Annotated in this window: 13 protein-coding genes; 4 read left to right on the top strand and 9 right to left on the bottom strand. The window is 48.4% G+C overall.

From position 1 onward, the window contains the following. Both ACTHY5_RS06225 and ACTHY5_RS06230 read left to right on the top strand, forming a co-directional pair. Positions 1 to 189, top strand: a 189-nt coding sequence (locus tag ACTHY5_RS06225) for a hypothetical protein (protein WP_441877827.1), incomplete at its 5' end; no start/stop codon positions are given. 304 nt (positions 190 to 493) lie between these two features. Continuing rightward, positions 494 to 1,603: a Fic family protein gene (locus ACTHY5_RS06230; RefSeq protein WP_441877829.1), complete on the top strand. Its 1,110-nt coding sequence runs from the start codon at positions 494 to 496 to the stop codon at positions 1,601 to 1,603. A 1-nt stretch (position 1,604) separates the two neighbouring features. Here ACTHY5_RS06230 and ACTHY5_RS06235 read toward each other — a convergent pair whose 3' ends face one another. From ACTHY5_RS06235 to bioH, 6 genes are all read right to left on the bottom strand, one after another. Beyond that, positions 1,605 to 3,071 carry an FAD-binding domain-containing protein gene (locus ACTHY5_RS06235; protein WP_441877831.1) on the bottom strand — a complete coding sequence of 489 codons (1,467 nt, stop codon included), beginning with the start codon at positions 3,069 to 3,071 and terminating at the stop codon, positions 1,605 to 1,607. Continuing rightward, positions 3,072 to 4,652, bottom strand: a complete 1,581-nt coding sequence (locus tag ACTHY5_RS06240; RefSeq protein ID WP_441877833.1) for a cryptochrome/photolyase family protein — start codon at positions 4,650 to 4,652, stop codon at positions 3,072 to 3,074. Between the two features lies 1 nt (position 4,653). After that, positions 4,654 to 5,367 carry an aspartate/glutamate racemase family protein gene (locus ACTHY5_RS06245; RefSeq protein ID WP_441877835.1) on the bottom strand — a complete coding sequence of 238 codons (714 nt, stop codon included), beginning with the start codon at positions 5,365 to 5,367 and terminating at the stop codon, positions 4,654 to 4,656. A 342-nt stretch (positions 5,368 to 5,709) separates the two neighbouring features. Further along, positions 5,710 to 6,192, bottom strand: a complete 483-nt coding sequence (locus tag ACTHY5_RS06250; RefSeq protein WP_441877837.1) for a nucleoside deaminase — start codon at positions 6,190 to 6,192, stop codon at positions 5,710 to 5,712. Positions 6,193 to 6,423: 231 nt separating this feature from the next. Continuing rightward, positions 6,424 to 6,744, bottom strand: coding sequence for a hypothetical protein (locus ACTHY5_RS06255; protein ID WP_441877839.1), 321 nt, complete (start codon positions 6,742 to 6,744; stop codon positions 6,424 to 6,426). A gap of 105 nt (positions 6,745 to 6,849) precedes the next feature. Then, on the bottom strand, positions 6,850 to 7,629 hold the full coding sequence (bioH, locus tag ACTHY5_RS06260) for a pimeloyl-ACP methyl ester esterase BioH (RefSeq protein ID WP_441877841.1): 780 nt from the start codon (positions 7,627 to 7,629) through the stop codon (positions 6,850 to 6,852). A gap of 28 nt (positions 7,630 to 7,657) precedes the next feature. On the opposite strand from bioH, the gene ACTHY5_RS06265 reads away from it, so the two are divergent. Together ACTHY5_RS06265 and nfuA are read left to right on the top strand one after the other, a co-directional pair. After that, complete coding sequence (locus ACTHY5_RS06265) at positions 7,658 to 8,353, top strand: ComF family protein (protein ID WP_441877843.1); 696 nt, start codon at positions 7,658 to 7,660, stop codon at positions 8,351 to 8,353. A gap of 71 nt (positions 8,354 to 8,424) precedes the next feature. Further along, entirely contained in the window at positions 8,425 to 9,003 is a 579-nt protein-coding gene (gene nfuA, locus ACTHY5_RS06270; protein WP_441877845.1) for a Fe-S biogenesis protein NfuA, read from the top strand. 144 nt (positions 9,004 to 9,147) lie between these two features. Here nfuA and gpsA read toward each other — a convergent pair whose 3' ends face one another. Genes gpsA through ACTHY5_RS06285 form a run of 3 tightly spaced genes read right to left on the bottom strand, consistent with a single transcriptional unit; the run spans position 9,148 to position 11,106 of the window. Continuing rightward, complete coding sequence (gpsA, locus tag ACTHY5_RS06275) at positions 9,148 to 10,152, bottom strand: NAD(P)H-dependent glycerol-3-phosphate dehydrogenase (protein ID WP_441877847.1); 1,005 nt, start codon at positions 10,150 to 10,152, stop codon at positions 9,148 to 9,150. Then, positions 10,152 to 10,649 (bottom strand): protein-export chaperone SecB, encoded by a 498-nt coding sequence (gene secB / locus ACTHY5_RS06280; protein ID WP_441877849.1) that lies wholly within the window; start codon positions 10,647 to 10,649, stop codon positions 10,152 to 10,154. The genes gpsA and secB overlap by 1 nt, the downstream gene beginning before the upstream one ends. Before the next feature lie 28 nt (positions 10,650 to 10,677). Then, positions 10,678 to 11,106: a rhodanese-like domain-containing protein gene (locus ACTHY5_RS06285; protein WP_441877851.1), complete on the bottom strand. Its 429-nt coding sequence runs from the start codon at positions 11,104 to 11,106 to the stop codon at positions 10,678 to 10,680. Between the last annotated feature and the right edge of the window lie 262 nt (positions 11,107 to 11,368).

An 11,368-nucleotide genomic window follows, 5' to 3' on the forward strand; every position in this document is an offset into this window, starting at 1 on the left:
GAGCGTTACAGGGAGGTACTTGAGCGTGTCGGTGGGGTAGGCCCTTTTTTCGGCTATTGCAGACTAACACCAGTGTATGAGGATGGACATGGCGTTGGGATGGCGCTGCGCGCCATTTCGCGGCTGAAGCGCGCGACTACATTCGTGCAGTATGCTGATATCAGTGCTGTCTACCGACAAAACTCATAACCTAACAATCAAGAGCGGCTCCTGACGTTCGTCAGGATGACGGCTTAACAGACAATGCCCACCTGCGGCTCCGTAGCCGAAAGCCGGATAAAGGAGCCTGCACCACAGACCATCACATAACAGAGCCGATAAATGCTCCATACAATATCGGCGCTACTGTGGGCTCATCCTCTTGCGCCTCATCGACTATCAATAAACACCCCGCTTGTGCCATGAGCCGAATAGCGCTATCTTTTGGCTCATTATATGAGCCGATTATAAAACTAATCGGCTCATGCAGACTTATTCAATTTTAAGGTTTCTAATGACAACTCCTTTGTGGCTTTGGCAACAAGCTGACTGGCCGAACTTTACTTGGCAAGACGCATTAGTGCAGCCCAAATTGCGGTCGATACATCACCGTTTAGGACAGCTTAGCGGCAAAGCGTCGTTAGTTGATGGCGACAATCGCTTTAGCTTAGATGCCTTACTCGCAAATATTATTGCCTCGTCAGCCATAGAAAGTGAAACGTTAGATGTTTATGGCGTGCGTTCTTCACTGGCTCGCCAGTTGGGTATTGCGATTGACAGCCCAGTCGCAGTTTCTGATAAGTCTCATGGCGTAGCAAGCATAATGAAAGATGCAGTGATCGAATGGCAGCAGCCGTTAACGCTTGATACGTTATTAAAATGGCATTACTGGTTATTTCAGGGCCAAACGTCTTTGATGTACCAGATAGAAGGTGGCACCTTGCGCGGCGAAGCGCCAATGCCAATAGTGTCTGGCCCCATCGATAGGCCAAAAGTTCATTACCAAGCGCCAGCACGCGAGCACCTTGATGCAGAGCTCAAACTTTTTATGCACTGGTTTAATCAGTCTTTGCATGAGCCGGTGTTAGATCCCATTATTCGCGCCGCCATCACCCACCTGTGGCTTATTACCCTACATCCGTTTGAAGATGGCAATGGCCGTATCACGCGGGCACTCACCGACCGTGCGTTAGCACAAGCAGATCAGCAAAGTATCCGCTTATACGCCATGTCTGAAGCCATCTTAAAACAGCGCAGCCGGTATTATGAAGTACTGGAAGCTACGCAAAAAGGTGGGGTAGATATCACGCTATGGGTGAGCTGGTTTTGCGATGCACTACTTGCAGCGCTAGATGATGCACTTAACAAAATTGAGCACACCCTGTTTAAGGCTAAATTTTGGCAGCAGCATAACGACCAGCCCTTGTTAGAGCCACAGCGTAAAGTAGTGAATAGATTATTAGAAGGTGACTTTGCACTCGGTATTAATGCCACCCAATATCAGCGAGTAGCTAAAGTCAGTAAAGCCACTGCTACCCGGCATCTCGCCGCGCTAATTGAACGGGGTATATTAATAAAGCTGCCTGGTGGCGGACGTAGTACTCGATATGCAATTGCTGGATAAATTACGCTTTGCCGGTGCGCTGTAAGCGCACATGGCGTTGCAGTAACCGGGTATTTTCGCGTTTAACCGCGGGCTTTTCGCGCCAGCCCCATAATAACGCCTGAGCATCAGCATAACTTTGCGCTAAATCGACGATGGGCTTGGGGTAATCCACCCCCAGCTCAAAGTTATACATTAAACACTCCATGTCAGACAGCAACCAAGGAGTGTGCACTAAGGGCGCCGGCACATTGGCTAACTCGGGCACCCAAGTTTTAATAAAATCTCCGTTAGGATCTTTTTCTTGCCCCTGCTTAGCTGGGCTATAAATACGAACAGTATTAATACCGGTAATACCCGCCTGCATTTGAAACTGGGCATAATGAATGCCCGGCTCAAAATCTAAGAATAATTGCGCTAAATGATGCACACCGGCTCGCCAATCTAGCGCTAGGTGATGACACAAAAAACTCACCAACATGGCGCGCATTCTAAAATTTAAATACCCCGTATGCTGCAAGCTGCGCATGCAGGCATCCACCATAGGAATGCCAGTTTGCCCTTGTTGCCACGCCAATAACCGCTGCTCTGCAAGTGCCCCTGTCACTCTGGGCAAATGCCGATAACCGCTATTAATGGGGTGAAACTCCATACTACTTTGGCTTTCAAACTTTTGAATAAAATGGCAATGCCAGTGCAAACGCGCGCTTAACGCCACCAAGCTGCGTCGCCACCCCGGTTGCTGCCAGTTCTTCAGTAAGGCCTGATACACTTGGCGCAAACTCACATTGCCCCACGCCAAATACGCCGATAAACGCGAACAATGGGTTTGGCTTAATACCGGGCTAGAAATAGATTTAAAATAAACGTGGCCGCGTTCGGCAAAAAATGAATCTAAGGTCTGCCAAGCAGCCTGCTGGCCACCGGTTTGAAATGCAGAGTTGGCCGTCACCGGATAATCACTCACACACTTAAAGTGAGGTAGGGCTGTGGCTTGGGTACACCAGTTGACTTTGGCAAGCTCAACATCGGCTACTGGGGCACGCATGACTTTTTTCCAGTGTTTATCCCAGGTATTACGCTGAGTTAACCCCCGCACTACAGCCCCATAAGGGGCTTGGTGCCAACTAATCTGTTGCTGATTGCACCAAGTTTGTACCGCCTTATCACGCTCAAAGGTATTATTTAGCCCCACCTCTTGATGAGAAAATAACTGCCCAATACCAAAATGCTGATGCAGCTGCGCGAACGCGGTAAGCACATCTTGTTTAATAACGTACAGGCTGCCTCTTGGTAAGCGCTGCTGCATATCTTGCAATGACTCACGCACAAAGCGCCAATGGCGAGGGGAAAAATGCGCATCAGTGAGCTGCATAGGCTCAAAGCAGTACACCAATAACACAGGTAGGCCTGTGGCTGCAGCATCACACAAGGGTTGGTGATCAGCCAAGCGTAAATCGCGTTTCAGCCACACCACAGCAATGGCCATTTATAGCGTCTCTATCTCAGTTAGACATTGTTCGGCGCGATCTAATATTGCTTGTTGTTGTGCTGCGGTTTTTTTCTTCCAATTGGCATAAACAAACGCATTGCGTGGGTTGCTGTTCAGCACTTCTTGATGTTGATGCATAAAACGCCAATACAGGGCATTTAATGGGCACGCATTAGGCTCGGTGATGTGAGTAACCTGATAGTGACAATCGCCACAATAATCGGTCATTTTATTCACATAATTGCCCCCAGCGGCATAGGCTTTAGAGCCCACTAAGCCGCCATCGGCAAACTGGCTCATGCCACGAGTATTGGGCATTTCAACCCACTCTAGGGCATCAATATAAATGCCTAAATACCAAGCATCTACTTGATCGGGGCTAATACCACTGAGCAAACAAAAGTTACCGGTGAGCATCAGCCGCTGAATATGATGCGCATAGGCATAATCAAGGGATTGAGTAATGGCATGTTGCAGGCAGTTCATTTGGGTGTTGCCATTCCAAAACCACGCCGGTAATTCTTGCTGCGCTAACAGAGCGTTACGTTTGGCGTAATCCGGCATATTGGCCCAGTACATGCCACGCACAAATTCTCGCCACCCTAAAATTTGCCGAATAAAGCCTTCAACTTGCGCAATATCAATGGTGTTAACCGCCGATTGCGCCCTAAAGGTGGCCAATACCTGATGAATCACCTGTTGTGGGCTAATCATTTTAGTATTAAGCGCAAAGGATAACCGCGAGTGAAATAAGCTCCACTGGCGGTTATCTAATGGCGCATTTAAGTGGCGGGTCATGGCATCTTGAAAGGTACCAAAATGCGGTAAGCAATAATGGCAAAAATAGTCGAGCAACTGCTTAGCTTGCTGGCGATTAACCGGCCACAGTAACTGAGGTTCGTCACGGCCTAGGGTAGTAATATTATGACGTTTTAGGCGCGCTAAAATATCGCTAACGTCATTGGCAAATAACAGCGGTGCGGGCACTGTGCTTAAATCTGCCGCTTTTAGCTTATTACGGTTATTAGCATCAAAGTTCCATTGGCCGCCTTCGGGTTGGCTATCATCATCCATTAGGATCTGAAAACGCTTGCGCATTTTGCGATAAAAGGCTTCTAAACGGTGGGCTTTATTGGCGCTAAAATACTGGGGCAATTCGTCATCAGTCAAAAAAAAGTGCTCACTGCTCACAGCTTGGCTAGCAATGGTTAACTGAGCACGAACATCGGCCAGCTGTTTACGCAGCCGATATTCATCAGGCAGTTGATACTCAAATTGCTGGATCTGATACTTGTTAATTAAGTCGCTAACTAATTGCGCTAAATCGACAGCATCTTGGGTATCATCCAAGGTTAAATGCAGAACTTGAAAGCCTGCAGTGCTCAGAGCCTGCGCAAACTGCTGCATGGCAGCAAAAAACGCACACACTTTTTGCACATGGTGCACCACATACTGAGCTTCTTGATGTAGTTCGGCAATCACATATAAGGTATTGGCGTCTTGCTCTTTAAACCAAGAGTGACGGGCGTTAAGTTGATCACCTAAAATAAGACGTAAACGCGAATAAGTGGTCGTCATATTAATTCCAAAGCGTTAATTCGCCTCGGTACGCCGCTTTAGCCGTCACCGCTACCGGATTAAGCAGCGCAGCATTAAACTGCGGCTGCAAACGCTCGGCGGCGGCAGATAGCGGCCCACCACCAAGAATAATGGCCTTGGCACCCTCACTCAACAAGGCATTAATGGCCACAGTGAGCGCCTTATCTAATAACTCAGAATGAGCTAACAGCGTTTGGGCATCACCTTGTGTAACGCGTGCGCCGCAGTATTGCTCCCCCATGCCTAGCTCATCAACTCTGGTAGTAAAAGACGCCAGTAAATCGGCATCGGGAGTAATAGTGACTATGCCAAAACGTCGCTTATCAGAAGCGGCCTCCTGTAACACACTCTCGCCTATGCCCAAGACCGGAACCGATACCTGCTCTCGTAACTCAGCCAAGCCTGGGTCACTGAATGCGGCCACCATGATCACGCCATTTTGTCCTAAATGGCGCAACACTTGCTCGGCCTGTAGACCTAACTGCAATACGCCCTGCTCGGCTAACTGCATATCGGCTGGGCTTGCGAGTAACGGCGGCGCTTGGGCGTTGGTTTTGCCAATCACACGCACACTATTACCCAGCACGGCTTGCGCCTGCTCCACCATGGCGGCAGTCACATCGCTATTGCTGTTAGGGTTAATCAAGATCAAGTGTTTGATGGTGAGCTCCTCAAGATAAGCGTTAAAAAGCAAAGACTTTTTTCGCCACAGAAAAATTAAGCCAAGATAAGAGCAACGAATAACTAAGAGCTCGCATCTTGAAGGTACAGTGTTTAGCCCTTACCCATAAGGCTGTTATCTTGGCTTTAGTACTTTCAGTACCTTATCACTATTGTTCCGTGTTCTTCCGTGGATTCCGTGGCAAATAGGTTTTAGGTCACTAAAATCTAAAACGAGATCCTGATGTGCATCAGGATGACGGCATAAACATAAATACCGCTCTTTGTTTAGCTGGGCGCCGGGCGCTTGGCGCTGCCCTTAGCCTTTAGTTTTCCTTTAGCTGATAGCTTATCGCTGACGGCTTACGGCTGTCTCTTAACCTTTCATCTGCTCGTTGTTGCCTTTACCGTGTTGCGCTTTATACAACTCAAATACCTGTGTTTTTTCGTCTAGTGGCAAATGAGTTGTTTCTATACCTTGGCTGCCAAAATCACGCTGCATGCGCTCGTATAAATATTCGGTAGACCAGCCGTAGCCCTCGCCCACATCGTCATCGGCACAATAGACCAACTTAGACACACCTGCCTGGATCATGGCCGCCATGCACATGGCACAAGGCTTGCCGCTGGCATACATGGTACTACCAACAAAAGAGCTAGTGTGATGTTGCTTGCCGGCATTACGCAGCGCCTGAATTTCGGCGTGGGCCGTGCAGTCATGCTCAATGTAACTTTCATTTACGCCCTCGCTCAATACCTTGCCATCTTGTACTAACAAAGCACCAAAGGGTTGGCCACCGCGAGCTACGTTTTCGCGCGCTAAGGTAATAGTGGTATTAAGATAATCTAAGTCTGCCATTTTTCATCTCCCGTCACTTAACTAAGCCTAACGGGTAATTAACCATTAGGTTTAATATTAATTCTTTACTATCAGATTGTTAGAATCATAAGTGAGCTGAGAGTAGAGTCAAGGAGCAGCAGTTGAACTGCTGTTTTCATGTGTGCACAGCAATATAAGGCTCAGGGGCAAGTAGTGGAGTTGAGGTGTCAACTGCAACGCACTGCGTTAAACAACTTATATTTACTCCACTTATACTTCTACATCTAATACTAATCCTTCGTCATCATCTTCATGCGTGTAGCGCTGGCTGATCACATTCAGTCGGCGGCTCATCCCCGTATTCGCCCCTATCAAGCAGGTGGCTCCGTTACGTAAACCCAGCCATGCCTCAAAAGCGGCCTGGCGGCGGTCTCGCTCTCGGTCTTGATGGCGCGGGCGAATAGCAGCATAGGGCATAATGGCGGTGATAACCGGCATACTCGCCCGACGCGTTTTATCTGTTTTGGCCGTTTCATTCGTAGGATCCACCGCCAAAGGTGCAATAGTGGGTATTACCATCGGATTCATCATCAACCTAGACTCCTATTAAACCAGCCGTTGCTACTCACTATAAGCCAAGCCACATAAATTATCAGCTTGAAATGATGAAAAAATAACCACAATTAGTGGCCGGAGTTATTGGTGCTGTAAGAAGTGCTTAATACGCTCAGCGGTCGCATCTGGATGGGAAATAAAGGCCGCATGAGAGGCTTTGGCTTCTATATGGCACTGTCGATACTGAGCAGGCTCTGGTAATAGCGCATCCACCATAGCAATCACTTGATGAGGAACTAAGCCGTCTAAACGGCCATAAAGGCGCAATAACGGCGTACGCAACTCAGCTAACTGGGCGCGTTGATCCACCTCGCCTAACAAAGCTAAGCCTGCGGCTAAGGCAATAGGGTTAGGGGCGGGTTTAGCGGCTAGGCTGGTTTTTAATTGACGAATGTCTTCGCGAGCATGCTCACTGCCCATGACTTGCAGCGCTAAAAAACGATTAACCACCATCTGGTGATCGGCTAATAACTGCTGTTCAAAGTTAGCCAATACCTGCGGCTTAATGCCAGGCCAAGTATCAGTAGCCACAAAACAGGGCGAGCTGGCAAGGGTGATCAGCTGACTTACCCTATTGGGCGCTAACAAAGCGGCTTGTGTGGCCAACAGCCCCCCTAACGACCAGCCCAACCAAGCAGCTTGCTGAGGCACCACGGCTAATATGGCCTGCACCCAGTCAGATAAAGTGGCATCAGGGGCCAGCGCTTGGCTATGGCCAAAGCCGGGTAAGTCAACTATATGTAAGCTAACGTCATCTTCTAAGCGCGCTGCCAACCCATCCCAGACCGCACCATTCATACCCCAACCATGTAATAACACCAAATTTGGCCCTTGGCCTCGCCTTTCTACGTATACACTCATTACACTACCCTTTGCTGGTTATGCTGCCATGATAAAACGCTTGTTCACTCGCTTACAATCTCACCCGTTATGGTGGGGCCAGTGCTTGTTGTGTCGACACGACTGCCAGCAGCAAGCGCTAATTTGTGATTTGTGCCGGGCTGAGTTGCCCAAACTATCTTATCCCTGCCCATTGTGTGCGTTTCCGTTGTCGGTGGCCGATGCCCACTGCGGCCAATGCCAGCGCCGCCCACCGCTGTGGCAGCGTATGCAAGTATTAGCAGATTTTATGCCGCCTTACGCACGTTTAATTCATGACTTAAAATATCATCAGCGAGCAATTAATGGCCGCTTAATAGGGCAGCTGCTTGCCCGTCAAATAACCGCTCCCTACCCCGAGGTTGTAATGCCAGTGCCCCTGTATTGGTGGCGAAAGGTGCGCCGTGGTTATAACCAAGCCGATGAAATAGCCCGCGGAATGCAAGACATTCTGCCCATAGCAATAGATAACACCTGCTTAAAACGCGTGCGCTCAACGGCATCACAAACCCACCTTAACCGCCGCCAGCGCCAACAAAACTTACACCAAGCGTTTACTTGTGGTGCTCTCAACTATCAGCATGTGGCGCTATTAGATGATGTGATAACCACCGGCAGCACCATGACTGAGCTAACCCAGCTATTGTACGATCAAGGAGTAATAAAGGTAGAAGTATGGGCCGTATGCCGCACTCTTGGCCGTTAACGGCTATTCAAGCAGGAGCAACAAGAGTATGATAAAAGTTGAGTTTTTTAGTCAGGTTTATGAGGATAGCGATGATTAACATTTCCGAAACAGCCCAGGAACACTTCTGCAAATTGCTATCGCAGCAACCAGAAGGCACCAATATTCGTGTGTTTGTGGTGAACCCAGGCACCCCTAATGCAGAGTGTGGTGTGTCTTATTGTCCGCCAGATGCGGTTGAGCATGATGATATCCATTTGCCATATAACGGCTTTGAAGCTGTGGTTGATAAACAAAGTGAGTCTTTCTTACAAGACGCTGAAATTGACTTTGTCAGCGACCAAATGGGCTCACAATTAACCCTAAAAGCGCCCAATGCGAAAATGGCACAAGTGCCTGATGATGCACCTTTAGCTGATCGTGTTGAGTACATTTTGCAATCGCAAATTAACCCAGGGCTTGCCAGCCATGGTGGCCAAGTGGTGTTAACTGAGATTACGCCAGAAGGCTTAGCTATTCTGCAATTTGGTGGCGGCTGTAATGGTTGTTCTATGATTGATGTCACCTTAAAAGATGGCATTGAGAAACAATTGCTTGAGCAGTTTGCCGGCGAAATCACTGGCGTACGCGACGCAACGGATCACGAACGCGGCGAGCACTCTTACTACTAATTAACAGTATGTTGGCACGGCGCGCCAAATAAAAAGGGAACCGTTTAGGTTCCCTTTTTTATGGCTATTCGGCCTTTGTAGGGCCCAGTTCATTGGACCGTTTTAGCTCGGCGCTTGATGCTGGGCGCTAGGCGCTGCTTTTAGTCACTCCGCTTTACGATGGCGGCTTAGCAGGGCAATGGCAGCTTCTTTGGCATTTTTGCCTTGATACAAGACTTGATACACTTGCTCGCAAATAGGCATTTCTACCCCGTTGCGCTGCGCCAATTGCTGTACTTCAGCAGCGTTGCGATACCCTTCAACCACTTGGCCAATATCGTCCATGGCGGTTTGCACATCTTTGCCTTGGCCTAACGCCAACCCAAAACGGCGGTTACGCGACTGATTGTCAGTGCAAGTTAGCACTAAGTCACCCAAACCGGCCATGCCCATAAAGGTTTCGTGTTGAGCCCCCAAGGCCACGCCTAAGCGCTGTAACTCAGCCAACCCCCGTGTAATTAATGCGGTGCGGGCATTAGCGCCAAAACCTAATCCATCGGCTAAGCCTGCCCCTATCGCAATCACGTTTTTAACCGCGCCCCCTAGCTGTAATCCCACCATGTCGTCATTCAAATACACTCTAAATGAACGGCCACAATGTAATAAATCAGCTAAGTCTTGACCAAATTCAGGGTCGGTCGCCGCCAAAGAGATAGCCGTAGGCAAGCCCATGGCCAACTCTTTAGCAAAGGTGGGGCCCGATAATACGGCCAATGGCGTTTGCTCGCCTAATACTTGCTGTGCCACTTCTTGCAGTAAAGCCCCAGTATTAGGATCCAGGCCTTTGGTGGCCCAAGCGACACGACTGTCTGGGCGCAAAAACGGTTTAACCTGTTTAAGCACATCGGCAAACACATGGCTGGGCACCACAATCAGTAAACTTTGACTCGCCTGCACCGCTTGGCGCAAATCAGCAATAGGCATTAAGCTATCAGGAAAAGTCGCATCAGGTAAAAATACCCGATTACAGCGCTCGGCTGATAGGGTCGCTACTTGTTCAGCCCTATGGCTCCACAACAAGGTGTTATGGCCATTGCGCGCAAGGGCAATGGCCAGCGCGGTACCATAAGAGCCGGCACCCAATACGGAGATGGCGGCATCGTTATGCATTAGGCATCAGCCTGCTGTTCTGGCGCTTGCTGCTGCTCTTGTGCACGCTGCACGTGTGCCGCAAATAAGGCATCAAAGTTAACGGGCGCAAGGTTTAGCTGCGGGAAAGAGCCACGACCGACTAAGCTGCCCACAGTTTCACGGGCATAGGGGAACAGAATATTAGGGCAGAAAGCACCCAAGCAGTGCGCCAGTTGTTGGTCGGCCATATTGCCAATAGTAAATACGCCGGCTTGCTGAATTTCACACAAATAAGCCGTTTCATTTTCATCAAGTTGACAAGTTACGGTGAGCGTTAAGATAACCTCAAAAATATTGTCACCCAAACGAGAGCTCTTAGTGTCTAGGTCTAGCTTCACTTCGGGCTGCCATTCTTTTTGAAAGACCACAGGCGTGCCGGGCGCTTCAAAAGACACGTCTTTTAGATAAATACGCTGGATTTGAAATTCAACTTGTTGCTGCTCTTCAGTGCCTGCACCGTTTACTTCTTCAGCCATGGGATATCCTTATTAAATGTATTAAAAATTAACGTTTAGTAACGGGGAAATTTTGAGTGCGCCATTCAGCCAAGCCACCTCGTAAGGTGTTCACCTGGTCAAAGCCACTTTTAGACAGTAATCGACCAATGCTGCCTGTCGTCACACCACTTTCACACACTAACAAAATCGGCTTATGCTGATATTTTTTAATGAGGTTTAAGTTATTCTCTTTCAGCTGAGATGCTGGCACATTAATGGCATTGGCAATATGGCCCTTACGAAAGTCTTCGGCGCCACGTATATCAATCACCGTACCCTCTTGCTTATTAATAAGCGTCACCGCCTCTTGCGTGCTGAGCACAGTCACTTTACTTAACTTAGCCATCACGCTTGTGGCAATAATGGCAATCACTAAACCAAACCAAACAATGACAAGCATGGGGCTGTCTGTAAAAAAATCGAGATACTCTTGCATGAGATTACTTCTTTAAGGTCAAAATACACAAAAAAACGAGTATACATGGCGTATCGGTAAATAACAGCCGCTCCGTTTTTGTAAATGGTTACAAATACCGGACACTCGTCACTCTTTTAATCACCATTTTTGGCTTCGGGTGGCCAGTAAATCGTCATTTGTAGTAAGATGGCAATGATTGTTGTTCTCGACCTGCACTTTAAAATCACCTGCACTTTAAAATCACAAACTTAGGCTTACGCTATGAACTCGACCAAAAAGC

The organism is Oceanisphaera sp., assembly GCF_052084945.1.
Taxonomy (GTDB): domain Bacteria; phylum Pseudomonadota; class Gammaproteobacteria; order Enterobacterales; family Aeromonadaceae; genus Oceanimonas.

What these genes read in the sequence shown, in the direction of transcription:
- ACTHY5_RS06230 (WP_441877829.1), top strand. Translation starts at nt 494, where the DNA reads ATGACAACTCCTTTGTGGCTTTGGCAACAAGCTGACTGGCCGAACTTT.
- ACTHY5_RS06235 (WP_441877831.1), bottom strand. Translation starts at nt 3,071, where the DNA reads ATGGCCATTGCTGTGGTGTGGCTGAAACGCGATTTACGCTTGGCTGAT.
- ACTHY5_RS06240 (WP_441877833.1), bottom strand. Translation starts at nt 4,652, where the DNA reads ATGACGACCACTTATTCGCGTTTACGTCTTATTTTAGGTGATCAACTT.
- ACTHY5_RS06250 (WP_441877837.1), bottom strand. Translation starts at nt 6,192, where the DNA reads ATGGCAGACTTAGATTATCTTAATACCACTATTACCTTAGCGCGCGAA.
- ACTHY5_RS06255 (WP_441877839.1), bottom strand. Translation starts at nt 6,744, where the DNA reads ATGATGAATCCGATGGTAATACCCACTATTGCACCTTTGGCGGTGGAT.
- bioH (WP_441877841.1), bottom strand. Translation starts at nt 7,629, where the DNA reads ATGAGTGTATACGTAGAAAGGCGAGGCCAAGGGCCAAATTTGGTGTTA.
- ACTHY5_RS06265 (WP_441877843.1), top strand. Translation starts at nt 7,658, where the DNA reads ATGATAAAACGCTTGTTCACTCGCTTACAATCTCACCCGTTATGGTGG.
- nfuA (WP_441877845.1), top strand. Translation starts at nt 8,425, where the DNA reads ATGATTAACATTTCCGAAACAGCCCAGGAACACTTCTGCAAATTGCTA.
- gpsA (WP_441877847.1), bottom strand. Translation starts at nt 10,152, where the DNA reads ATGCATAACGATGCCGCCATCTCCGTATTGGGTGCCGGCTCTTATGGT.
- secB (WP_441877849.1), bottom strand. Translation starts at nt 10,649, where the DNA reads ATGGCTGAAGAAGTAAACGGTGCAGGCACTGAAGAGCAGCAACAAGTT.
- ACTHY5_RS06285 (WP_441877851.1), bottom strand. Translation starts at nt 11,106, where the DNA reads ATGCAAGAGTATCTCGATTTTTTTACAGACAGCCCCATGCTTGTCATT.